The sequence below is a fragment of the Mycobacterium sp. NGS54 genome, assembly GCF_059812465.1.
Map to the genome: position 1 here is coordinate 119,027 of NZ_JCALCS010000001.1, position 23,315 is coordinate 142,341.

The window sequence follows — 23,315 nt, forward strand, 5'->3', positions numbered from 1 at the left end:
CGGCGGCAGGCTTTGCGAGAACGCTTGCCGTGCTTCGGCACTCGGGCTGGCGGTGGCCAGACCCGCGCGAAACTCAGCCCTTGCGGGCCTTGATCGCGTCGGTCAGCTGCGGGGCGACCTTGAACAGGTCGCCGACCACGCCGTAGTCGGCGATCTCGAAGATCGGCGCCTCTTCGTCCTTGTTGACCGCGACGATGGTCTTCGAGGTCTGCATGCCCGCCCGGTGCTGGATCGCCCCGGAGATGCCCAGCGCGATGTAGAGCTGCGGCGACACCGTCTTGCCGGTCTGGCCGACCTGGAACTGGCCCGGGTAGTAGCCGGAGTCGACCGCGGCGCGCGACGCACCGACGGCGGCACCCAGCGAGTCGGCCAGCGCCTCGACCACGCTGAAGTTCTCCGCGCTGCCCACGCCGCGACCACCGGAGACCACGATGGTGGCCTCGGTCAGCTCCGGGCGGTCACCGGCGACCGCGGGCTCGCGGGCGGTGACCTTGGTGGCGTTCTCGGCGGCGGCCGGGACCTCCACGCTGACCTGCTCCCCGGCGCCGGCGGCCGGCTCGGCGTCGACGGCACCGGCGCGGACCGTGATCACCGGGGTGTCGCCGTTGGCCTGCGCCTCGACGGTGAACGCGCCACCGAAGATGGAGTGGATGCCCTTGTTGCCCTCTTTGACCTCGACCACGTCGACCAGCAGGCCCGAGCCGAGCCGCGCCGCGAGCCGGCCCGCGATCTCCTTGCCGTCGGCGCTGGCGGCCAGCAGCACGGCGGCGGGCGAACTGGATTCGGCCACCGACGCCAGGACGTCGACAACCGGGGTGATCAGGTAGGAGTCCACCTCGTCGGACTCGGCGACGTAGATCTTGGCGGCGCCGGCCTCCTTCAGCCCGTCGACCAACGGCGCGGCCGTGCCGGGCGCGCCGACGACGACGGCGGACGGCTCGCCCAGCGCCCGCGCGGCGGTGATCAGTTCGGAGGTGACCTTCTTCAGCGCGCCTTCGGCGTGCTCGACCAACACCAGTACTTCAGCCATGGGTTATTTCGCTCTTCTCGTCTGTGGTTTCGTGCTCGTTAGATGATCTTCTGGGCGACCAGGTACTGCGCGACCTGGTTGCCGCCCTCGCCTTCGTCGGTGACCTTCTCGCCCGCGGTCTTGGGCGGCTTCGGCGTCGACGACAGCACGGTGGAGCCGGCGTTGGCGAGCCCGACCTCGTCGGCCTCGACCCCGATCTCGGCCAGGGTCAGCACCGTGACCTCTTTCTTCTTGGCGGCCATGATCCCCTTGAACGACGGGAAGCGCGGTTCGTTGATCTTCTCGGTGACGCTGACCACCGCGGGCAGGGTGGCTTCGAGCGTGAACACGCCGTCGTCGGTCTCCCGCTCGCCGGTGACCTTGCCGCCGTCGAGGGACAGCTTGCGCAGGTGGGTCAGCTGCGGCAGGCCCAGGTACTCGGCGATGATGGCCGGCACCGCACCGCCGACGCCGTCGGTGGCCTCGTTGCCGGCGATGACCAGCTCGGTGCCCTCGATGGTGCCGAGCGCGCGGGCCAGGGCCCACGCGGTCTGGATGACGTCCGAGCCGTGCATGCCGTCGTCCTTGAGGTGGACGGCCTTATCGGCGCCCATCGACAGGGCCTTGCGGATCGCCTCGGTGGCCCGCTCGGGTCCGGCGGTCAGCACGGTCACCGACCCGTCGACGCCGTCGGCGGCTTCCTTCTCGCGGATCTGCAGCGCCTCTTCCACGGCGCGCTCGTTGATCTCGTCCAGCACCGCGTCGGCGGCCTCGCGGTCCAGCGTGTAATCGCCGTCGGTGAGCTTGCGCTCCGACCAGGTGTCTGGGACCTGCTTGATCAGGACCACGATGTTCGTCATGAGTCTGGTTCGTCCTCCTCGAAGGGGTCGCGCAGCGGTCGCTTGCGGACCTCGGTCACGCACTTTAAGACTGCACGGCGTGTTACTAGCGGGTAACTTTGTGCGGTCTGCTCTCACACCATAGCGGGTAGTACTGCAGGTTCTTTCGCCCTGTCTGCCCGTCCCGGCAGGGGTGCCCCGCTCGCGGTTCGCGAATCGGACACTTCGCGTTAGCCTGCCTATTCAATGAGCGCATTCCTCCCCGAGATCCCCTCGGACGTGCCGAGCCCCCAGCCGTCGGCCCCGCCGGGGGTCGACGCGGTGTTGACGCTGACGGGCGAGCGCACCATCCCGGACCTGGACATCGAGAACTACTGGTTTCGCCGCCATCAGGTCGTTTACCAGCGGCTTGCGCCGCGCTGCGCGGGCCGCGAGGTCCTCGAGGCCGGCTGCGGCGAGGGTTACGGCGCCGACTTGATCGCGGGCGTCGCGCGCCGCGTCGTCGCGGTGGACTACGACGCGGCCGCGGTGGCCCACGTCCGCAACCGCTACCCCCGGGTCGAGGTCATGCAGGCCAACCTCGCGCAGCTGCCGCTGCCCGAGGCGTCGATGGACGTTGTGGTGAACTTCCAGGTCATCGAGCACCTGTGGGATCAGCCACAATTCGTTGCCGAGTGCGCCCGGGTGCTGCGGCCCTCGGGCCTGCTGATGGTGTCCACCCCGAACCGGATCACCTTCTCACCCGGCCGCGACACCCCGGTCAACCCGTTCCACACCCGCGAGCTCAACGCCGCCGAGCTGACCGAGCTGCTGGTCGACGCGGGCTTTTCCGAGGTGACCGTCTGCGGGCTGTTTCACGGCCCGCGCTTGCGCGAGATGGACGCCCGCCACGGTGGGTCGATCATCGACGCCCAAATCGTGCGGGCGGTCGCGGATGCGCCGTGGCCGCCCGAACTGGCCGCCGACGTCGCCGCAGTCACGTGCGACGACTTCGACCTGGTCGACGCCGGCGACCGTGACATAGATGAAAGCCTGGATCTGATCGCGATCGCGGTGCGGCCGTGAGCACCCCGCACGTTCCCGGCATGTTCACCCTGGTGCTGCACACCCACCTGCCGTGGCTGGCCCACCACGGCCGCTGGCCGGTCGGCGAGGAATGGCTGTATCAGTCCTGGGCGGCGGCCTACCTGCCGCTGCTGCGGGTGCTGCGCACGCTGGCCGACGAGGATCGGCACCGCCTCGTCACGCTGGGCGTCACCCCGGTGGTCAACGCCCAGCTCGACGACCCGTACTGCCTCGACGGCATGCACCACTGGCTGGCCAACTGGCGGCTGCGGGCCACCGAAGCGGCCAGCGTGCGCTCGGCGCGCGGCTCGAAGTCGGCGGACTACCAGTCCTGCACGCCGGAAGCGTTGCGGGCCTTCGGAATTCGTGAGGAAGCGGAGGCGCACAGGGCCCTTGAAGACTACGCCACCCTGTGGCGGCACGGCGCCAGCCCGCTGCTGCGCGCCCTGATCGACGCGGGAACGGTGGAGTTGCTGGGCGGCCCCCTGGCCCACCCGTTCCAGCCGCTGCTGAACCCGCGGCTGCGCGAGTTCGCGTTGCGCGAGGGCCTGGCCGACGCGCAGCAGCGGCTGGCACACCGCCCCACCGGGATCTGGGCGCCCGAATGTGCTTACGCCCCAGGCATGGAACACGACTACGCCGGCGCCGGGGTCACGCACTTCATGGTCGACGGCCCGTCGCTGCACGGCGACACCGCCCTGGGCCGGCCCGTCGGCGACACCGACGTGGTCGCGTTCGGGCGCGACCTGCAGGTCAGCTACCGGGTGTGGTCGCCGAAATCCGGCTACCCCGGCCACGCCGCCTACCGCGACTTCCACACCTACGACCACCTGACCGGCCTCAAGCCGGCCCGCGTGACCGGGCGCAACGTGTCCTCGGAGGGCAAGGCGCCCTACGATCCCGAGCGCGCCGACCGCGCGGTCGACGCCCACGTCGCCGACTTCGTCGACGTGGTCCGCGGCCGGTTGACGAGCGAGTCGGAGCGCATCGGGCGCCCCGCCCACGTCGTGGCCGCGTTCGACACGGAGCTGTTCGGCCACTGGTGGTACGAGGGCCCGACGTGGCTGCAGAGAGTGCTGCGCGCCCTGCCCGAAGCCGGCGTGCGCGTCGGCACGCTGCGCGACGCGATCGACGCCGGATTCGTCGGCGACGCGGTCGCGCTGCCGCCCAGCTCGTGGGGCTCCGGCAAGGACTGGCAGGTGTGGGCCGGCGAGCAGGTGGCCGACCTGGTCCAGCTCAACACCGAGGTGGTCGACACGGCGCTGAGCACGGTCGACAAGGCGCTGTCGCAGACGGCGTCGCTCGACGGGCCGATCCCCCGCGACCACATCGCCGACCAGATCCTGCGCGAAACCCTGCTCACCGTGTCCAGCGACTGGCCGTTCATGGTGAGCAAGGACTCGGCCGCCGATTACGCCCGCTACCGCGCCCATCTGCACGCGCACGCCACCCGCGAGATCGCCGGGGCGCTGGCCTCGGGCCGGCGTGACGCCGCGCACCGGCTGGCCGACGGCTGGAACCGCGCCGACGGCCTGTTCGGTGCCCTGGATGCGCGTAGGCTGCCCCGGTGAAGGTCTCCCCTCGCCGCGAGGGTCCCCAAACGTACGGCGACACGCCGGTGTGTGCGGCATTTTGGGGCCCCTCGCGCCACCGAATGGGGGCCCACGCGTGAAGATCCTGATGGTGTCGTGGGAATACCCGCCGGTGGTCATCGGCGGGCTGGGCCGCCACGTCCATCACCTCTCGACCGCGCTGGCCGCCGCCGGCCACGACGTCGTCGTCCTGTCGCGCCGACCGTCGGGCACCGATCCCAGCACACACCCGTCGTGCGACGAGATCAGCGAGGGCGTCCGGGTGATCGCGGCCGCACACGATCCGCACGAATTCACGTTCAGCAACGACATGATGGCCTGGACCCTGGCGATGGGTCACTCGATGATCCGCGCCGGGCTCTCGCTGAAGAAGCACGGCAGCGACCGGTCGTGGCGCCCCGACGTGGTGCACGCGCACGACTGGCTGGTCGCCCACCCGGCCATCGCCCTCGCCCAGTTCTACGACGCGCCAGTCGTTTCCACGATCCACGCGACCGAAGCCGGCCGGCACTCCGGATGGGTCAGCGGGCCCATCAGCCGGCAGGTGCACGCGGTCGAGTCGTGGCTGGTGCGCGAATCCGATTCGCTGATCACGTGTTCGGCGTCGATGGCCGACGAGATCACCGAGCTGTTCGGCCCGGGCCTGGCCGGGATCACGGTGATCCGCAACGGCATCGACGCGGCGCGCTGGCCCTTCGCACGCCGCCGGCCGCGCACCGGCCCGGCCGAGCTGCTCTATCTCGGGCGCCTCGAGTACGAGAAGGGCGTGCACGACGCCATCGCCGCGCTGCCGCGGATCCGGCGCAGCCACCCGGGCACCACCCTGACCATCGCCGGGGAGGGCACCCAGCAGGATTGGCTCGTCGAACAGGCACGTAAACACCGGGTGCTCAAGGCGATTCGGTTCGTCGGGCACCTCGAGCACACCGAGTTGCTGGCGCTGCTGCATCGGGCCGACGCCGCGGTGCTGCCCAGCCACTACGAGCCGTTCGGGCTGGTGGCCCTGGAGGCCGCCGCGGCCGGCACCCCGCTGGTGACCTCGAACATCGGCGGCCTGGGCGAGGCCGTGATCAACGGGCGGACCGGGGTGTCGTTCCCGCCCCGCGACGTGGCGGCGCTGGCCGCGGCGGTGCGCACCGTGCTCGACGATCCGGACGCCGCGCAGCGGCGTGCCCGCGCGGCCCGCGAACGGCTCACCTCCGACTTCGATTGGCGGACCGTGGCCATCCAGACCGCGCAGGTCTACCTGGCGGCCAAGCGCGGCGAGCGGCAGCCGCGGCCGCGGCTGCCCATCGTGGAGCACGCGCTGCCCGACCGCTAACGTCGAAAGATGGGCCTGGAATATTCGAGCGTGGTCGAAGCACCGCGCGACGAGGTCTTCGCCTGGCATGCCAGGCCGGGCGCCTTCCACCGGCTGTCGCCGCCGTGGCAACCCATGCGGCTGGTCAGCGAGGCCGCCTCGCTCGAGGACGGCCGCGCCACGCTGGCGCTGCCCGGCGGGCTGCGGTGGGTGGCCGAGCACCAAGCCGATTCCTACGATCCGCCGAAGCGATTCGCCGACGCCATCGGCGGCGCGGGACTGGCGTCGCTCCCGGCGCGAATGGTGGTGCGGTGGAAGCACACCCACGAATTTGAGGACCTCGGCGGCGGCCGGACCCGGGTGATCGACCGGGTGGAAACGCCGGTCCCCGGGTCGCTGTTGCGCCCCATGTTCGCCTACCGCCACCGTCAGCTGGCCGACGACCTGGCCGCACACCGGCTGGCCGCCGCAAACGGCCTGACGCCGAAGACCGTCGCCGTCACCGGATCGTCGGGACTGGTCGGCTCGGCGCTGACGGCATTCCTGCGCACCGGCGGGCACCGCGTCATCGCGCTGGTTCGCCGAAGCGCCACCGGCGACGACGAGCGTCGGTGGGATCCCGATGACCCCGACCCGGAGCTGCTCGCCGGGGTCGACGCGGTGATCCACCTGGCCGGCGCCTCGATCGCCGGCCGGTTCACCGATGCGCACCGGAATGCGATCCGCGACAGCAGGATCGGCCCGACCCGCCGTCTGGCCGAACTCGCGGGCCGAACCGCGCCCGCGCCCGCCGCACTCATCTCGGCTTCGGCGATCGGCTACTACGGCTACGACCGCGGCGACGAATCCCTCACCGAGGAGAGCGGTCGCGGCGGCGGGTTCCTGGCCGACGTCGTCGCCGAGTGGGAGGATGCGACGGCGCCCGCGGCGGCGGCCGGGGTGCGGGTGGCCCGGGTGCGCACCGGCATCGTGCAATCGCCTCGCGGCGGCACCCTGCGGTTGATGCGTCCGCTGTTCGGCGCGGGCTTGGGCGGGCGCCTCGGCGACGGCCGGCAATGGCTGTCGTGGATCGCCATCGACGACCTGGTCGACGTCTACCACCGCGCGCTGTGGGACACTCTGTCAGGCGCGGTGAACGCCGTTGCGCCGCAACCGGTTCGCAACTCCGAGTACACCCGCACCCTCGCCCGGGTGCTGCGCCGGCCCGCAGTCTTGCCGGTGCCGGCGCTCGGTCCCCGGCTGCTGCTCGGCGACCAGGGCGCCCGCGAACTCGCCTGCGCCAGCCAACGCGTGATTCCTGAGAAACTCGCCGCGGCCGGGCACCGGTTTCGCCAGCCCGACCTCGACGCGGCCCTGCGTCACCTGCTCGGGCGTTAGCCCGCGGCCCTGCCCTCGCGGCTGCGGCGGTAGGCGCGGGCCCGCAGATCGGCGAGCCATTCCGGGTAGAGGCTCACCCCCGGCGCGGTGTTGGCGACCGGATCGAACGACACGTCCGGATCGGGGTCGCGGACGCCGGTCAACCTCAGCCGCGCCAGCGGCGCGAAATCGGACCTGCCGCAGGCCTGGTCGATCGCAAAGTCGACGCCGCCGGCGCCGATCGCTTGCTCGACGCTGCCCAGCGCCAGCCCAAAACCGTTGACATCGATCATGCTTCGGGCCCTCAGCCACCACACGCTGCCCTGGTAGGAGAACGGCATCAGGCTGGTGAGCGTCTGCCCGGCCCACGACGTGGTCGGCCGCAGCGCCACGGCCCGCGCCAGCACACCCGAACCCGCGGAGACGAGCAGGATGTCCCACGGCGTCGCCGCCACCTGCCGGGGTGCGACGCGGATCGCCAGGCCGATGAAGTCGGGCAGCGCTGCGGGCATGCCGGCGGCCTTGGAGATTCGGGCGACAACGTCGGACGACGGGATCGGCAGCCCCTCGGCCGCCGGCGCAACGCGTTCCAGCGAGCCTTCCGCGAGGACGCCGACCGGATGGAAAAATCTGCGGCCGCGCAGAGCGGATCCCCAGTGAAAGGGCTTGGCCAGGAGGTCGGAAACGTTCACCGGCGGCGGGTTCCCGTTCTGCGCCGGCAGAAACACCGACCCAGGAGGCCGAAAAACGAACGGGCGACGGGCGCGGCACAGCCGGAAAACGAAGAGTCGGCCGCGCCGGCGGGGCTCGGACCCGGCCGGCCGCGCGGACCGGCCCCGAAATACGTGGTCGCATTCGGCCACCTCCGCGCGGCATCGGCGCTAGCATCTAAAGTAGGTTGAGTTCACAGCTTCTTTTCTTGGAGCGGTGCGTAGCACACGTGTCGTCCCTTCACCACAGCCGATTGGCGCACACATGACTGCTCACCAGTCCACGGATTCACCGGACAAACAACAACCCGCCAGCTGCCGCTACATGACCGATTTCAACGGCGCGCGGCTCTATGTCTATGCGCGCAGCCTGGGCACCGTCCTGCGTGTCGATGGCGAGATCGACGCATCGAACGCCGACCAGTTCGCCCACGCGATCCGTCGTTTCTCCCGCCTGAAAACCCCGTTGATCCTCGACATGAGCCAGCTGGACTTCATCAGCCTTGACGGTTTCCGGGCGCTGCTGGCACTCAATCACGAGCATCAGCAGGCGCGGGTGCACTGCAGCGTCGTCGCCGGCGCCGCGATGCGCCCGATGCTTCACATCGTCAACGACCACGGTTTGCCCCTGGTGGGATCGGTGGCCGAAGCCCTCCAGCTCATCGACGACCTCGTAAAAGCCAGGCGCCAGTTGCTCTCGGGAATAGTCCGGGACCGGCGATACCGGCACGAACCGCCGTGGCCCGCCGCCATCCCATCCTGACGCCATAGGGCGTCCGGCGACGCATACCTCACCCCACCGGCGACCGGCGGGCAGTCAATGGCGCCTTGGCACTGGCGAACCGGCCGATCATTCAGTAAGTTAATGTTTCAATAACTTAAACTAGCGGGCATCGACCGGGCGGCCCGCCCGCGCATGTTCGCCGTCGCCCAGTGTTTTGTTTCGTCACCAAAGGGGTACCGCGCGTGAATCCGAGCCGTTCAAGCCGGCGGCTGACCGACCCTGCGAGGGAGCCTTCGGTCGGAGCCGTCCGCGATTTTCCGGGGGTGCGTCGTGCCGAAGTCGTCCCGACAGACCCGCCGCCCAAGGGAGACCAGTTGAACACCTGGCGCATTGGTTTGCGGCGGGCTGTGCTGGCGCACGTCGCGAGATTTGTCGCGGACCGATGCGCCGACACCTTGGGCGCCTGCGGAGTGGAAGTGGCCGGCGACATCCTGCTGGAGTTCGTCAACGGCGGCAAGTGCCTGCGGTCGACGTTCATGTACCTGGGCTGGTTGTGCGGCGCGCCGGGCAGCGACGCGGCGCTGTCGGCGACCGCCAGCCTCGAGCTCCTGCACGCGTTTGCGCTACTGCAGGACGATGTCATGGACAATTCGGCGTCGCGGCGGGGACGCCCGGCCGCGCACGTGCAGTTCGCCGCCTGGCATCGCCGGCGCGGTCTGTCCGGCTGCTCTCAGCGGTTCGGCGAATCGGCCGCGGTCCTGCTCGGGGATCTGTGCTTGATCTGGGCCGAGCAGATGCTGCGCGACAGCGGCCTTCAGCGCCACCACCTGCTGAAGGCGTGGCCGCGCTACGACGCCATGCGTATCGAGCTCGCGGTGGGCCAATTCGCCGATCTGGCAACGGATATGCGCGATCTGCCGACGATGGAGGCGGTGCTGGAGGTGGCCCGGCGGAAGTCGGGGAACTATACGGTGCGCCGTCCCCTGGAGATCGGCGCCGCAATGGCCGGCTGCGACGTCCGGGTCCTGGACGCGCTCGGCGACTACGGCACCGCCATCGGCGAAGCGTTCCAACTGCGCGACGACATCATCGGCATCTTCGGGTCGCCCGAGGTGACCGGGAAACCCAACGGCGGGGACCTGATCGAGCGCAAGGCCACCAGCGTCGTGGTGGCCGCGCACCAGTTGGCCGACGCGTCGACCCGCCGGCAGTTTCGCCAGTTCATGACCGACGACCGGCTCGACGACTCCGCGCTCGAGCGCTGGCGCACGCTGATCCTGCGCACAGGGGCGGTGCAGCGGATCGAAGAACTGATCGCCGATCGTGTCGAGGCGGCGCTGAAGGCATTGGACGGCAACATCATCGATGACCGGCTCACCGCCGCGCTGGTCGACATGGCGGGCCTGTGCACGCGGCGCGCGGCATGAGCGCCCGCACCGTGCCCGGGCGAACCGGCCACGTCGTCGTGGTCGGCGCGGGATTCGCGGGGCTGGCCGCCGCGCTGCACCTGGCCGGGCGGGGCCGTGAAGTGACCGTGGTGGAGCGCCAACCCTGGCCGGGCGGGCGGGCGGGCCGCCGCGACGTCGACGGCTACCGCATCGACACCGGCCCGACTGTGCTCACCATGCCGGACCTCATCGACGAGGCCTTCGCCGCCGTGGGCGAAACCTCCACGGACAGGCTCGAATTGTTGCCCGTGGATCCGGCCTACCGGGCGCGGTTCGCCGACGGCAGCACCATCGACGTCCACAGCGACGCCGAGGAGATGGCCGCCGCGGTGCGCGAGTTCGCCGGGCCGCAACAGGCCGACGGCTACCGGCGGTTACGCGACTGGCTGACCCGGTTGTACCGGACGGAATTCGACGGCTTCATCGCCGCCAACTTCGACTCCCCGCTGTCGCTGCTGAATCCTCAGCTGGCTCGGCTGGCCGCGCTCGGCGGCTTCCGCCGATGGGACACGATGGTCAAGCGCCACATCAGGGACCCCCGGCTGCGCCGGGTGTTCACCTTCCAGTCGCTGTACGCCGGCGTCGCACCGCAGCATGCCCTGGCGGTCTACGCGGTGATCGCCTACATGGACACGGTCGCCGGCGTGTTCTTTCCGCGCGGTGGCGTGCGGGCGCTGCCCGACGCCCTGGCGGCGGCGGCCGCCGACGCCGGAGTGCGGTTCCGCTACGGGTCAACGGTCACCAAGCTGGAACGCAGCGGCCAGCGGATCACCGCCGTCCACACCGACCGGGATCTACGCATCGCCTGCGACGCGGTGGTGCTGACGACGGAGCTGCCGCAGACCTACCGGCTGCTCGGCCGCCAACCACGCCGGTTGCTTCCGCTGCGCGCGGCGCCCTCGGCGGTGGTGCTGCACGTGGGGTGCCCCGCCGTGGCCGCGCAAACCGCGCACCACACAATCCTTTTCGGCGCGGCGTGGGAGCGGACGTTCACCGACATCATTCGCGACGGCCGGCTCATGGCCGACCCGTCACTGCTGGTCACCCGGCCGACGACCACCGACCCCAGCCTGGCACCCACCGGCCGGGACCTGCTCTACGTGCTGGCCCCCGCCCCCAACCTGTCGCGCCGCCACATCGACTGGTCGGCCACCGGCGACGCGTACGGGGACTCCCTCCTCGAGGTCGTGCAGGACCGGCTGCTGCCCGGATTGCGCGACGACGCCCGGCTGCTGCATGTCGACACCCCGGCCGACTGGGCCCGCCAGGGCATGGCGGCCGGCACGCCGTTCGCGCTGGCCCACACGTTCGCCCAGACCGGCCCCTTCCGGCCGGCCAACACGGTGCGCGGCATCGAGAACGCGGTGCTGGCCGGGTCGTCGACCCTGCCCGGCGTGGGCGTGCCGACCACGCTGATCTCCGGGCGACTGGCCGCCGACCGCATCACCGGCCCGGCCGACCGGACGACGACCCGCACACTGGACCTGAAAGCCGGATCCCGATGATCCGCACCGAGCTGGACGCCGCCGGGATCGACGAAGACCGCCTGCGCGCGGCGTATCGGCGGTGCCGGCGGATCGCCGCCGAACACGGTCGCACTTACTTCCTCGCCACCCGATTGCTTGCCCCCGACCAGCGCCCTGCCGTCCATGCGTTGTACGGCTTCGCCCGCCACGCCGACGACATCCTCGACGAGCTCAACCCGGCCGTGGACGTCTCCGAGCGGGCGGACCGGCTGCAGCGGCTCTCGGATCGCTTCTTCGACGGCGGTGAGCACCACGACGAGCCCATCCTGGCCGCCGTCGGCCACACCGCGCGCCGCTACGGGATCCCCGCCGAGCTGTTCGCCGACTTTCTGGACTCCATGCGGATGGATCTCACCGTCACCGACTATCCAGACCGGGGCGCGCTCAACCGCTACATGCGCGGCTCCGCGGAAGTCATTGGGCTGCAGATGCTTCCGATCCTGGGGACGGTGTGCCCCGTCGACGAGGCCGCCCCGTACGCCGCGGCGCTGGGCCGTGCGTTTCAGCTCACCAACTTCCTGCGCGACGTCGACGAGGACCTGGCGCGGGGCAGGGTCTACCTGCCCGCCGACGAACTCGCGGCCTTCGGCGCGGACCGGGAGCTGCTGGCGTGGTGTCACGTTCACCGGCGCACCGATCCCCGCGTCCGGTCCGCGTTGGAGGCCCAGCACCAGATCACCCGCGAGATCTACCGTTTCGCCACCGATGGCATCGCCCTGCTGGCGCCGCGTTCCCGGCCGTGCGTGGCGACCGCCCTGACGCTCTACTCCGAGATCCTCGATTGCATTGAAGCCAGCGATTTCTCGGTGTTCACGCGGCGCGCCACCGTCGGCACGACGCGTCGGCTTCAGGTCGCCGGCGGCGCCCTGGTGCGGTCGTGGCGGGCCCGGATGAGGGGCGCGTCGTGAGCGATCGGTGGCAGTACCTGATCGTGCTCGGCCTGTGCCTGGCGATCACGGCGCCGCTGGAGCTGTTCGGCGCCGGCGTGTATCGCCAGCCGCGCCGGCTCGCGCGCGCGGTGCTTCCGGTCGCGGCGGTGTTCCTCGTCTGGGACGCGGTGGCGATCGGCGCCGGGGTGTGGACGTACTGCGACAGCTACATCGCCGGCATCCACATCCCGTTCGGGGTGCCGATCGAGGAAGTGTTGTTCTTCCTGGTGATTCCGGTGTGCGCCCTGCTGACCTACAACGCGGTGACCGCCATCCTCGAAAGAGTCAGGCACCGATGACCGGCCTCGGCTACACGGTGCCGGCCGTCGCGGCCGTCCTGGTCGTCGTCGCGCTGGAGCTCGCGCTGTTGCACACGGGGTTGTTCCGGCGGCCGGCCTACTGGTTGTCGATGGTGATCGTGCTCGGCTTTCAGGTGCCCGTCGATGGCTGGCTGACCAAACGCAGCGCGCCGATCGTGATCTACAACGAGCGGCAGACCAGCGGCGTGCGGTTCCCGTTCGACATTCCCGTCGAGGACTTCCTGTTCGGCTTCGCGCTGGTCACCGCCGTGCTGCTGTTGTGGGAGCGACAACGTGCGAGTCGATAAGGCGGGCCTGCCCCGCGGCGAGGTGCCCGGGGCCTTCGACGTCGGCGCCGCGGCGTACGACCGGCTGGTCGGCGCCAACCCGTACTACCACGCGAACCTGGCGCGCTCGGCGCGCCGCATGCGGCTGCCCGGACGGGGACGGGGACTGCGCCTGCTCGACGCGGGCTGCGGCACCGGCGCGTCGACGGCCGCGCTGCTGGCGGCGGCTCCCGAGGCGGAGATCGTCGCCGTCGACGCCGCCAACGGAATGCTCGATGCCGCACGGGCAAAAGCGTGGCCACCGTCGGTCCGGTTCGTGCACGCCCGCATCGAAGAACTCGACGAGCACGGCGTCACCGGACCGTTCGACGGCATCCTGGCCGCCTATCTGCTGCGCAATCTCGCGGACCCGGACCGTCAACTGCGGGAGTTTCGCACGCTCCTTGCGCCCGGCGGCGTCCTGGCGGCGCACGAGTACTCGGTGCGCGATTCGGTTGCCGCAACCCTGATTTGGCACGCGGTGTGTTGGGGCATCATCATCCCCGCCGGCTGGTGGCGCACCCGCGACAGCACGCTGTACCGGCATCTGTGGCGCAGCGTCCTCGCGTTCGACGGGGCGTCGCGACTGCGCCAACGGGTGCGCGACGCCGGATTCACCCGGGTGCGAAGCCTCACCATGCCCGGCTGGGAACACGACGTCGTACACACCTTCCTCGGGGAGGCGCCCCAATGACCGACCGCCGCCGCCACATTCACCCCGCCCCGCCGGGGCTGCCCGACGCGGGCGCGCTCGCGTCGCGGCCGCGCGCCGTTGTCGTCGGGGCGGGCATCGCCGGCCTGACGGCCGCCACCGCGCTCGCCGAACGCGGCGTGGCCGTGGACGTGGTGGAACGCGAGGGATACCTGGGCGGCCGGGTGGGCGGCTGGACCGAGCACGTCGACGGCGCCGAACTCGCGATGAACCGCGGGTTCCACGCCTTCTTCCGGCAGTACTACAACCTGCGGGCCCTGCTGCGCCGCGTCGACCCGCAGCTGGGGATGCTCGCCGCCGTCGAGGATTACCCGCTGATCGACGGCGCCGGCCGACGGGACACGTTCCGCGGGCTGCCCCGCACCCCACCGTGGAACGCGCTGGCGTTCGCGCTGCGCAGCCCCACGTTTTCTCTGCGCGACCTGGCGCGCATCAACGCGCGGGCCGCCGCACCGCTGGCCGCGGTGTCGGTGCCAGACATCTACCGGCGGTTCGACCACATCGACGCCGAAACCTTCTTGAAGAGCATCAACTTTCCCCAATCCGCGCGCCACCTCGCGTTCGAGGTGTTTTCGCGCAGCTTCTTCGCCGAGCCGGCGCAACTGTCCGCCGCCGAACTGGCGACCATGTTCCACATTTACTTCCTGGGCTCCAGTGAGGGCCTGGTCTTCGACGTCGCCACCGCGAACTTCGATGTGGGCCTGTGGAATCCGCTGGCGGACTATCTGCGGGAGCGGGGCGTTCGGATGCACCTGGGCGCGCACGTGTCCAGCGTCACCCCCGGCGGCGCGAAAACGCTTCGCGTCCAAGCCGATTCGGGTGAACGCTTCGACGCCGACGCCGTCGTCCTGGCCCTCGACGTGGGTGGCCTGCAGCGGCTGGTGGGCGCGTCGCCCGGGCTGGGCGGCGATCCGTGGCGCGCCCGGATCCGCCGGCTGCGCACCGCGCCGTCCTTTGTGGTGCAGCGGCTCTGGCTCGACCGGCCCGTCGACCGCGGCCGGCCCGCGTTCCTCGGAACCGCCGGCCATGAGCCCATCGACAACATCAGCGTGCTCGAGCGCTACGAACGCGAGGCCGCCGCGTGGGCACGTCGGCACGGCGGATCCGTCGTCGAATTGCACTCGTACGCGGCCGGTGCCGACGCGCCCGGCGAGGCCGCGATCGCGCGTCTGCACCAGCTGTATCCCGAGACCGCCCCGGCACGTGTCCGTTACGAACGCGAACTGCGCCGCAGCGATTGCCCGCTGTTCGCCCCCGGAACGTACGCGCTGCGGCCGACCGTGGCCACGCCGCAGCCCGGGCTGGTACTGGCCGGCGACGGCATCCGGGTCGACCTGCCGGTGGCGCTGATGGAGCGCGCGGCCACCACCGGGTGGTCGGCCGCCAACCGGCTGCTGGCGTCGTGGGGGCTGGCCGGTCACCAACTGTGCACGGTTCCCGTCCGCGGACGGTCGACGGTGCTGCGCTCGCTGGCCGAGCGCCGGGGACCCCGTCGATGAGCGTCGGGGACCGCCTGCGCCGCCGGTGGAAAGACTGGCCCGTCGGCGTGATACGGCCTGTGCCGTGGACACAGCAGCGCCCGACCTACCGGGACGCGCGGCCGGCGATCATCGACGCCGCCTTGGAACGGTCGGGGCGCCGGCCGACGGGAAACTGGTTTGTGTTCGCGGCCAGCCGCGAGGTGGTCGCCGGTCGCGCCTACGGCGCGCGGGTGGCCGGCATCGACCTGGTGGCCTGGCGCGACAAGCGCGGCAGCCTGCGGGTCGGACCCGCAACCTGCCCCCACCTGGGCGCCGACCTCGCGACGGGCCTGGTGCGCGGGGGCGTCCTGTATTGCCGATGGCACGGGCTGGCCCTCGACGGCGATGCGTGCGAACTGCGCTGGACGCCGTTTCCCAGCCACGACGACGGCGTGCTGGCGTGGGTGCGACTGGATTCGGCGGGCGCGGAGGCTCCGATGGACGATCCGGTGGTCGTGCCGAGACCCGCCACCGACACGTTGGCGGCGGTCACCCGCATGGTCGGACACTGCGAACCGATCGACGTCGTCGCCAACCGGCTCGACCCGTGGCACGGCGCGTGGTTTCACCCGTATTCGTTCACCCGGCTGGAGGTGCTCGCCACGCCCACCGAGGAGGATGACCGCTTCCTGGTCTCGGTAATCTTCCGGATGGGTCGCTTCGGGGTCCCGGTCATCGCCGAATTCACCGCCCCCGAGGCGCGCACGGTGGTCATGCGCATCATCGAGGGCGAGGGAACGGGCAGCGTGGTCGAAACACACGCAACGCCAATGGGTTCGGGGCGCGACGGCCGGCCACGCGTCGCCGTGATCGAGGCCATCGTCGCGACTTCGCGGCGCCCCGGTTTCAAGACGGCGCGCCGCGCCGGCCCGTTGATCACGCCGCTGATGCGCCATGCCGCGACCCGGCTGTGGCGCGACGATCTGGCCTATGCCGAACGCCGCTACCAACGACGCACCGGTGGCTAACATGGACCTACCGCAGCACGTGCCAACAGCGGAAGTCCGAACCAGCGATGAAGAAAGCGCACTTCGCCTTCTTTAAAAACCTCGTGATCGTCAGCGTCGGCGCGCACTTCGCCTACCTGTGCTACCTGCCCAGCGGCGGATTTTTGGCGCTGCGCTGGCCGCGCACCATCTGGCTGCACCTGGCGAGCGTGGCCTGGGGTCTGCTGGTCGTGACGCTGCCGGTGCCGTGTCCGCTGACGTCGCTGGAAGATTGGGCGCGCGCGAGAGCCGGGATGGAACCGCTGCCGAACACCGGGTTCGTCGACCGCTACGTCGCGGGTGTGCTCTATCCGCCGGGCCGGACCGGCACCGCGCAGGCCGTCGCCTTTCTCGCCGCCGCGACGTCATGGATCGCCCTGGCGAGGAAGGCGCGGGCCACCTCGCTCTCCGCCGGGAATGATTCGTGAAAGCCTTGCGCCCACGGGTCGGACATCGAGAAGTGGCGCGGGACCGTCAGGTTCGATCCGGGCGCGCGGCAGGTCGCGCTAGGTCCTGGGTGAGCGCACCGATACGCTGGTTGGCCTGATGAAGGATGCGGGTAGGTGAGCAAGCGCCGCGCACAGGATCCACCGGCGGCCCGGGCCGAGCTGGAGCGGCAGTTGTCGGCCGATATGCGGTCGATCACGGCGCAATCGGATCGCATCGGCCGCCACTTCGCGCGCACGAACGAGGTCGGCAGCAGCGATTTCCACGCGCTGCTGCACATCATGGTCAGCGAGACCGCGGGAAAGCCGTTGACCCTGGCCCAGCTGAGGCAGCGCATGGACGTGTCGCCCGCGGCCATTACATATCTCGTCGATCGGATGATCGAGGCGGGCCACATCCGGCGGGAGCCTGACCCCGCGGACAGGCGAAAGTGGCTGCTGCGCTACGAGGAAAGCGGCATGACGTTGGCGCACGCCTTCTTCCGGCCGCTCGGGATTCACCTCAGCAAGGCGATGGCAGATTTGAGCGACAAGGACCTCGTTGCCGCCCATCGGGTTTTCACGGCGATGATCACCGCGATGGCCACGTTCGAGGACGAGCTCGCCGGCGAGCCGTCCAGACCGTCACCCCGGCGGCAAAAGACCGCGCCGTAGGACCCCTTGCAGCAGCCGCTGCTCGATCAGGTCGGCGCCACGGGCCACACCGCCGGTCGCGGCGAAGCCGGCGGCCACTCGGCGGGCACCCTCGGCCATCGTCGTCGCCCGGCAGATGGCGGCGCGCAGGCGCGCCACGGTCAGCCTCTTGGCCGGCAGCCGGGTGCCGCATCGCGCCATCTGCACGCGGCGCGCCACTTCGGCCTGATCGCGCGCAAACGGCACCGCGCAGACCGGGACACCGCGGTCAAGCGCCTTCACGATGGTTCCCATCCCGCCGTGGGTGACGGCACAGATCGCGCGGTCGAGGACCGCGCCGTGGGGCACGAAACGGCACACAGTGGCGTTCGGCGTGCGTGGCAGGCCGTCGGGCACGCCGGCCGGGAACGTCGCGACGACGTGGACCGGTTCATCGGCCAACGCCTGCAGGGCGATTCGGCCGAGCCACGCGTCGGCCTGCGGGATCGAGGAGGTGCTGACCAATACGATGGGCCGGTCGATGTCGGCCACCCAATCGGGGAGATCCGCGGGGGCCGTGTCGAATTCACACGCACCGATGAAGTGCACGTCGCGCCAATCGGGATGCGGGTACTCGAACGGCTCGCCGCCGACCGCCAGCAGCAGCGGCGCGCGGCGCATCAGACCATCCACTGATTTCACTTTCGGCACACCCAATTCCGCGCGGACGGCGTTGACCCGCGGGACTACCCGGCGGTCGAAGAGGTGGCTCACAAACGGGCGCATCGACGCGTCGCGGACCATGCCGACCACTCCCGGCAGCGGCCGCAAGCCCGGACCGAACGGCGGCGCCGCGCGGGACCGTAGATAGGGGGTGAACGGGGAGAACACCAGCCACGGAACATTGCTGGCCTCCGCCATCGACATCGCTCCCCAGCAGTTCGCGTCGACGATGACCACGTCGGGCCGCACCCGCTCCAGCTCGCTGCGCAGGTCGTCGACCTCGATCACCGCGCGACGGCACAAGACGTCGATCGTCTCCGTGAGGACGCCTAACGCGTTGGGCGCCAGCCAATCCCGTCCGGCGATGGTCTCGATCCGCACGTCGACCGGCTCGGCGTCGATGCCGACCGCCCGCATGGCGTGCACCTCGCCGGCCAGGGTGAGCAGGTGAACCCGGTGGCCGCGCCGCACCAGTTCCCGCAGCAGCGCGCCGAGGGGATAGAGGTGGCCCAGCGCGGGCGACCCGTAAGCCAGAATCACTGCCATGGGCCGTCGCTCTTACGAAACGGCCCTCACGCCAACGTCTCGCAGTGCGTCCGGGTCGGCCGCCCCGCACCCGTGCAGGCAGATGCGCAGCTCGTCGATGAATCGCTGCAGCCAAGCCGCCGACGCGGCTGCCGATTCGATCGCCGCGGGCAACAGCGGCCGCGCCACGGCCACCACGTCGGCGCCCAGGGCCAGCGCCTTGGCCGCGTCCATGCCGGTCCGGATCCCACCCGAGGCGACCAGCGGGATGTCCGGCAGCGCCGTGCGCACCTCGGCGATCGCCTGCGCGGTGGGTACGCCCCAGTCCGCCAGGTCCGGGTAGCGCACTTCGCCGTAGCGGACCAACTGCTCGACGCGTGACCACGAGGTTCCGCCCGCGCCGGCCACATCGACGGCCGCCACCGGCGGCTCGGAGCACAAGCGCAGCAATTGGCCGATCGCGGCGGCGCCGATCCCGTGACCGACCTCCTTCAGCAGCACCGGGTAGCCCAGCATGCCGGCCACGTCATGCAGCCGGTCCAGCGATCCCGCGAAGTCGGTGTCGCCGCCGTGCTGGATGGCCTCCTGCAGCGGATTAGTATGCACCGCAAGCGCATCCGCCCCCACGCGATCGAGCGCTTGAACGATGTCCGGCACCGCATCCTTGGTCAGCTGGGACAGGCCGATGTTGCCCAGCAACAGCACGTCCGGTGCCACGTCGCGCACGGTAAAGCTGGAGGCGGCCCCCTCCCCCAGGACGCTGTCGAGCATCACCCGCTGCGAGCCCAGCATCATTCCGATGCCGAGCCGCTGTGCCGCCGCGGCCAGGTTCCGGTTGATGGTGCCCGACAGCTTCGCCCCGCCGGTCATGGCGCCGATCAGGATCGGCGCCCGCAACCGCGCCCCGAGGAATTCGGTGCGCAGGTCGACGTCGTCGAGGTTGGTCTGGGTCAGGGCGTTGTAGGGCAGCGCGTAGCGTTCCAGGCCGGTCGTCACGCCGTGGTAACCCACGTCGCCGTCGAGGCACACGTCGATGTGTCGCCGCTTGCGGGTGGTCATCTCGCCGCGGTCGGCGGTCATGACGCGTCGACCCCGCGCCGACGGTTCAGCAGCCAGATGTGGGCGGACAGCACGTTGATCAAGCCGGCTCGACCGGCACGGCAATCTCGTTGCGACGCAGGGCCGGGACGGTCCAAGGCGGATCGTAGAACCAGGCCGCCGGCGTATCGACGGCCTGGAATCCGCACTCGCGCAAGGTGGTCATCAATTTATCGGTGTGCGCCGCGACGGCACGGCGACTGCGGCTGCCCGTGAAGCGGTGCACCGCGACCGTCTCCGCCGGCACGGCCGCCAGCCTGACTTCGCCGTCGTCGGGCTCGGGCAACGAATCCAGCGTCTTTTCGGCGGGCATGAAAAACCGGATCACCCATTTGCGGTCGTCCGCCGCCTCCTGGGCCACCGGGGCGGTCATCGCGATCTTCTCGTGACCGCCGTTGCCGCCGAAGATGTAACCGGCGAGCCGGCGAAACCCGGTATAGCGGGCGGCCTCCTCGTCCGCCACGACGGTCGTCTCCGCGGCGATGCGGGCGCCGTAGTGCCGGATCTCGACGTCCCGGGTCAGCTGCTCCGCACGGTAGTCCGGCTCCTTGGTGCCGTGGCGGTAGCCGACCACCGTGCCGGCCGCATCGATTACCTCGCCGAGCAACGCTCCCATCGACCCGAACACATCCCTCACCTCTTCCTGCCATATGTCCTTAGTTGGTACCCCGCCAGCAGGCAGCCTAACGGAATTTGCACATTTAGTTAAGTGCTTGAATGTTTAAGAATCTTAACATAATCTCGGAGGGACGTCAGCCCACACCACCGGCCGCGGCCGGCCGGTGCACCGCGGATCACCCTAAGGGCGGTACATGCTAGCGAGAATGGCCCGACTCGCCGTCGCCGCGCCACGACGCATCGTCGCCATCACCGCCCTGTTCATGATCGCCGCCGCCGTCTTCGGCATACCCGTCGCGACCAGGCTGTCCGCCGGGGGATTTCTCGACCCGGCATCCGAATCGGCTCGCGCCGCCGCGACGCTGTCCGAGAAGTTCGATCAGGGTGGCATGGATTTGGTGCTGCTGGTGAATTCGGCGGGCGGCGCCGGAGGCGGGCCCGCACAAGCCGTCGGCAGCGACATCGCCCGACAGCTTTCCCAATCGCCTTACGTGGCGCGGGTGATCTCACCCTGGGACGCGCAAGCCAGCCCCGGCTTGTTCAGCGCCGACGGAAAGACCGCGATGATTCTCGTCGCACTCACCGGCGACGAAAACAGCGCGCCCCGGCATGCCCGGACGCTGGCGGAGCGGTACGCGCACGACCATCAGGGCGTCACGGTGCAAGCGGGAGGGTCGGCGCTGGTCTACGAACAGATCAACCGGCAGACCGAGAAAGACCTGCTGCGGATGGAAATGATCGCGATACCGCTGAGTTTCATCGCGCTGGTGTGGGTCTTCGGCGGGCTGCTCGCGGCGGCACTGCCCGTAGCGGTCGGCGGAGTCGCGATCCTGGGTTCGCTCGCCGTGTTGCGGCTGATCGCGTCGATCACCAACGTGTCGAGCTTTGCCCTCAACGTCACGGTGGCATTGGGATTCGCCCTGGCCGTCGACTACAGCCTGCTGATCGTCAGCCGGTACCGCGACGAACTGGCCGCCGGTGCCGGACGGGACGAGGCGCTGGTGAAGGCCCTGACGACCGCCGGCCGAACCGTGGTGTTCTCGGCGATCACGGTGGCGCTGGCGCTGGCCGCGACCGCGCTGTTTCCGATGTACTTCCTCAAGTCCTTCGCCTATGCCGGGACGGCGGTGGTGGGGTTCGCCGCCTTGGCCGCGGCGGTCGTCGCGCCGGCCGCGATCGCATTGCTCGGAGAACGCCTCGACGCCTTCAACGTGTGGGCGCTGGGCCGCAGGCTCTTTCGGCGGCCGGCACCGCAGGGGCGGACGTTGGAAGCCGGCTTCTGGTACCGCACGGCGAAAGTGGTCATACGGCAGGCGATCCCGGCCGGGTTGGCGGTCACCGCCGTCCTCTCGCGCTGGGCGCACCCTTCCTCGGCGTCAGGTGGGGCTATCCTGACGACCGGGTACTGCCGACGTCATCGTCGGCGCGGGCCGTGGGCGACCGAATCCGCGGCGACTTCCGCACGACATCCGAGATCAAGGTCGTCATCCCCGAAACCGCCGGCCTCACAACCGCGGACCTGGACGACTACGCCATGCGCCTATCCCTCGTTGCCGACGTGGCGGCGGTGTCCGCGCCCACCGGCACCTTCGTCGCCGGCCAGCCCCAAGGGCCGCCTTCGGCCGCGGCCGGAATGGCGCGCGGCAGCGCCTATCTGACCGTGGCCAGCCTCGCCCCCCTTTACGGTCGGGCGTCCGAGGCACAGTTGGCCCGCCTGCACGAGATCGCGCCGCCGGGGCACCGACCGGCGCAGTTCACCGGCCTGGCACAGACGAATCGTGATTGCGTGAACGGGATTACGAGCCGCTTGCCGATCGTGTTCGGTTTCATCGCGGTCGTGACGCTGGTGCTGCTGTTCCTGCTCACCGGCAGCGTGCTGCTCCCGATCAAGGCGGTGCTGCTCAACATGCTCTCGCTGACCGCCGCGTTCGGCGCCCTGGTATGGATCTTTCAGGACGGCCACCTGGGCGCGGCGGGCACCACGCCGACAGGCACGCTGGCCGCGAACGTCCCGGTGCTGATGTTCTGCATCGCGTTCGGCCTGTCGATGGATTACGAATTCTTCCTGCTTTCCCGGATCCGCGAGTACTGGCTGGACTCGGGCCGAACGCGCGCGGACAACGACGAAAGCATCGCGCTCGGCATCGCCCGCACCGGCAGGGTGATCACCGCCGCGGCGCTGCTGATGTCGATCTCTTTCGCGGCCCTGATTTCCGCGGGGGTGTCCTTCATGCGGATGTTCGGGCTGGGCCTGACCATTGCCGTGTTGGTGGACGCGACGCTGGTGCGGATGCTGCTCGTGCCGGCGTTCATGCACGTGCTCGGCGACCTGAACTGGTGGGCGCCCGAACCGCTGGCGAGATGGCATCAGCGCACCTTCAACCGCGCGAGCCCAATTCGCCCTGGAAGTGGCGCATTGCGCTGATCAGCGCGGCGAAGACCCGGTGCGCCGCGGCCAAATCCGCGTCGGGTAAGTCGTCGAGCGCGGCGCGGGTGTGCACCCCCAGCGGGGTGAAGAACGAGCGCGCGGTGTCCAGCCCGGGATCCGAGTAGCGCAGAATGACCTTTCGCCGGTCCTCGGCGTGGGTGTCGCGCCGGATGTGGCCGGAATCGATCATCCGCTCGACGAGATAGGTGATGGCCGCCGCGGACAGGCCCATCTTCTGACGTAACTCCCCCGATGTCAGCGGAGCACCGGCCGTTTCGGCCACCAGGATATGCAGCAGGGCGCGAAAGTCGCTGGTGCCCAACCGATGCGCCGCGGCGAAGACCCGACCCATTTGGTCGGACTCGGCGGTCAGGGCGCGCGCGTCGGCCGCGATCAGCGCCTCGAGCCGAACACGGTCGGTGGTGGCTTCCATCAGAATCGCAGCATACCGCGCCAAAACGCGTTTGTTAACTTGATTAATGGTTAAGCGATTGAAATAATTGCCGTCGTGGGCTGGGACGCTG

Annotated in this window: 22 protein-coding genes and 1 pseudogene; 16 read left to right on the forward strand and 7 right to left on the reverse strand. The window is 70.3% G+C overall.

Translation table 11 applies throughout. The annotated features are described in order from the left end of the window. Positions 1-73: 73 nt before the first annotated feature. The gene (locus AC5Y5E_RS00560) at positions 74-1,030 is read right to left on the reverse strand and encodes an electron transfer flavoprotein subunit alpha/FixB family protein (RefSeq protein WP_499901077.1); all 957 of its coding nucleotides are present in this window, start codon (positions 1,028-1,030) and stop codon (positions 74-76) included. 38 nt (positions 1,031-1,068) lie between these two features. Beyond that, on the reverse strand, positions 1,069-1,869 hold the full coding sequence (locus tag AC5Y5E_RS00565; protein ID WP_499901078.1) for an electron transfer flavoprotein subunit beta/FixA family protein: 801 nt from the start codon (positions 1,867-1,869) through the stop codon (positions 1,069-1,071). Between the two features lie 225 nt (positions 1,870-2,094). Between AC5Y5E_RS00565 and AC5Y5E_RS00570 the strand changes: the two genes are divergently transcribed. From AC5Y5E_RS00570 to AC5Y5E_RS00585, 4 genes are all read left to right on the forward strand, one after another. Next, a complete protein-coding gene (locus AC5Y5E_RS00570) occupies positions 2,095-2,913 on the forward strand; it encodes a class I SAM-dependent methyltransferase (protein WP_499901079.1) in 819 nt (272 codons plus the stop codon). Positions 2,914-2,933: 20 nt separating this feature from the next. After that, entirely contained in the window at positions 2,934-4,484 is a 1,551-nt protein-coding gene (locus AC5Y5E_RS00575; protein WP_499901817.1) for a 1,4-alpha-glucan branching protein domain-containing protein, read from the forward strand. Between the two features lie 97 nt (positions 4,485-4,581). Next, the gene (locus AC5Y5E_RS00580) at positions 4,582-5,826 is read left to right on the forward strand and encodes a glycosyltransferase family 4 protein (RefSeq protein WP_499901080.1); all 1,245 of its coding nucleotides are present in this window, start codon (positions 4,582-4,584) and stop codon (positions 5,824-5,826) included. A gap of 9 nt (positions 5,827-5,835) precedes the next feature. Then, positions 5,836-7,182: a TIGR01777 family oxidoreductase gene (locus tag AC5Y5E_RS00585; protein ID WP_499901081.1), complete on the forward strand. Its 1,347-nt coding sequence runs from the start codon at positions 5,836-5,838 to the stop codon at positions 7,180-7,182. Here AC5Y5E_RS00585 and AC5Y5E_RS00590 read toward each other — a convergent pair. Beyond that, on the reverse strand, positions 7,179-7,853 hold the full coding sequence (locus AC5Y5E_RS00590) for a phosphodiesterase (protein WP_499901082.1): 675 nt from the start codon (positions 7,851-7,853) through the stop codon (positions 7,179-7,181). The two genes, AC5Y5E_RS00585 and AC5Y5E_RS00590, sit on opposite strands and share 4 nt — an antisense overlap. 343 nt (positions 7,854-8,196) lie before the next feature. On the opposite strand from AC5Y5E_RS00590, the gene AC5Y5E_RS00595 reads away from it, so the two are divergent. The 11 genes from AC5Y5E_RS00595 (at position 8,197) to AC5Y5E_RS00645 (ending at position 17,441) form a co-directional block, all read left to right on the forward strand. Next, positions 8,197-8,634: an STAS domain-containing protein gene (locus AC5Y5E_RS00595; RefSeq protein ID WP_499901083.1), complete on the forward strand. Its 438-nt coding sequence runs from the start codon at positions 8,197-8,199 to the stop codon at positions 8,632-8,634. Positions 8,635-8,918: 284 nt separating this feature from the next. Next, positions 8,919-10,022, forward strand: coding sequence for a polyprenyl synthetase family protein (locus AC5Y5E_RS00600; protein WP_499901084.1), 1,104 nt, complete (start codon positions 8,919-8,921; stop codon positions 10,020-10,022). Next, the gene (crtI, locus tag AC5Y5E_RS00605; protein ID WP_499901085.1) at positions 10,019-11,548 is read left to right on the forward strand and encodes a phytoene desaturase family protein; all 1,530 of its coding nucleotides are present in this window, start codon (positions 10,019-10,021) and stop codon (positions 11,546-11,548) included. The genes AC5Y5E_RS00600 and crtI overlap by 4 nt, the downstream gene beginning before the upstream one ends. Next, positions 11,545-12,477, forward strand: coding sequence for a phytoene/squalene synthase family protein (locus tag AC5Y5E_RS00610; RefSeq protein WP_499901086.1), 933 nt, complete (start codon positions 11,545-11,547; stop codon positions 12,475-12,477). The genes crtI and AC5Y5E_RS00610 overlap by 4 nt, the downstream gene beginning before the upstream one ends. Beyond that, positions 12,474-12,797, forward strand: coding sequence for a lycopene cyclase domain-containing protein (locus tag AC5Y5E_RS00615; protein WP_499901087.1), 324 nt, complete (start codon positions 12,474-12,476; stop codon positions 12,795-12,797). The genes AC5Y5E_RS00610 and AC5Y5E_RS00615 overlap by 4 nt, the downstream gene beginning before the upstream one ends. Further along, positions 12,794-13,105 carry a lycopene cyclase domain-containing protein gene (locus AC5Y5E_RS00620; RefSeq protein ID WP_499901088.1) on the forward strand — a complete coding sequence of 104 codons (312 nt, stop codon included), beginning with the start codon at positions 12,794-12,796 and terminating at the stop codon, positions 13,103-13,105. Before AC5Y5E_RS00615 ends, AC5Y5E_RS00620 begins: the two co-directional genes overlap by 4 nt. Next, positions 13,092-13,817: a class I SAM-dependent methyltransferase gene (locus AC5Y5E_RS00625; RefSeq protein ID WP_499901089.1), complete on the forward strand. Its 726-nt coding sequence runs from the start codon at positions 13,092-13,094 to the stop codon at positions 13,815-13,817. The genes AC5Y5E_RS00620 and AC5Y5E_RS00625 overlap by 14 nt, the downstream gene beginning before the upstream one ends. Then, complete coding sequence (locus AC5Y5E_RS00630; protein WP_499901090.1) at positions 13,814-15,334, forward strand: FAD-dependent oxidoreductase; 1,521 nt, start codon at positions 13,814-13,816, stop codon at positions 15,332-15,334. Before AC5Y5E_RS00625 ends, AC5Y5E_RS00630 begins: the two co-directional genes overlap by 4 nt. Continuing rightward, positions 15,331-16,323, forward strand: coding sequence for a Rieske (2Fe-2S) protein (locus tag AC5Y5E_RS00635; RefSeq protein WP_499901091.1), 993 nt, complete (start codon positions 15,331-15,333; stop codon positions 16,321-16,323). The genes AC5Y5E_RS00630 and AC5Y5E_RS00635 overlap by 4 nt, the downstream gene beginning before the upstream one ends. 47 nt (positions 16,324-16,370) lie before the next feature. After that, positions 16,371-16,769 carry a DUF2784 domain-containing protein gene (locus tag AC5Y5E_RS00640; protein WP_499901092.1) on the forward strand — a complete coding sequence of 133 codons (399 nt, stop codon included), beginning with the start codon at positions 16,371-16,373 and terminating at the stop codon, positions 16,767-16,769. A 135-nt stretch (positions 16,770-16,904) separates the two neighbouring features. Then, positions 16,905-17,441, forward strand: a complete 537-nt coding sequence (locus tag AC5Y5E_RS00645; RefSeq protein WP_499901093.1) for a MarR family winged helix-turn-helix transcriptional regulator — start codon at positions 16,905-16,907, stop codon at positions 17,439-17,441. Here AC5Y5E_RS00645 and AC5Y5E_RS00650 read toward each other — a convergent pair. Genes AC5Y5E_RS00650 through AC5Y5E_RS00660 form a run of 3 tightly spaced genes read right to left on the reverse strand, consistent with a single transcriptional unit; the run spans position 17,412 to position 20,361 of the window. Continuing rightward, positions 17,412-18,668, reverse strand: coding sequence for a glycosyltransferase (locus AC5Y5E_RS00650; RefSeq protein WP_499901094.1), 1,257 nt, complete (start codon positions 18,666-18,668; stop codon positions 17,412-17,414). The genes AC5Y5E_RS00645 and AC5Y5E_RS00650 overlap by 30 nt on opposite strands. 12 nt (positions 18,669-18,680) lie before the next feature. Next, entirely contained in the window at positions 18,681-19,727 is a 1,047-nt protein-coding gene (gene fni, locus AC5Y5E_RS00655) for a type 2 isopentenyl-diphosphate Delta-isomerase (RefSeq protein WP_499901095.1), read from the reverse strand. A 58-nt stretch (positions 19,728-19,785) separates the two neighbouring features. Beyond that, the gene (locus AC5Y5E_RS00660) at positions 19,786-20,361 is read right to left on the reverse strand and encodes an SOUL family heme-binding protein (RefSeq protein WP_499901818.1); all 576 of its coding nucleotides are present in this window, start codon (positions 20,359-20,361) and stop codon (positions 19,786-19,788) included. A 196-nt stretch (positions 20,362-20,557) separates the two neighbouring features. On the opposite strand from AC5Y5E_RS00660, the pseudogene AC5Y5E_RS00665 reads away from it, so the two are divergent. Further along, positions 20,558-22,788: pseudogene (locus AC5Y5E_RS00665) on the forward strand (MMPL family transporter). On the opposite strand, the gene AC5Y5E_RS00670 reads toward AC5Y5E_RS00665, so the two are convergent. Next, the gene (locus AC5Y5E_RS00670) at positions 22,742-23,224 is read right to left on the reverse strand and encodes a MarR family winged helix-turn-helix transcriptional regulator (protein ID WP_499901096.1); all 483 of its coding nucleotides are present in this window, start codon (positions 23,222-23,224) and stop codon (positions 22,742-22,744) included. The pseudogene AC5Y5E_RS00665 and the gene AC5Y5E_RS00670 sit on opposite strands and share 47 nt — an antisense overlap. Between the last annotated feature and the right edge of the window lie 91 nt (positions 23,225-23,315).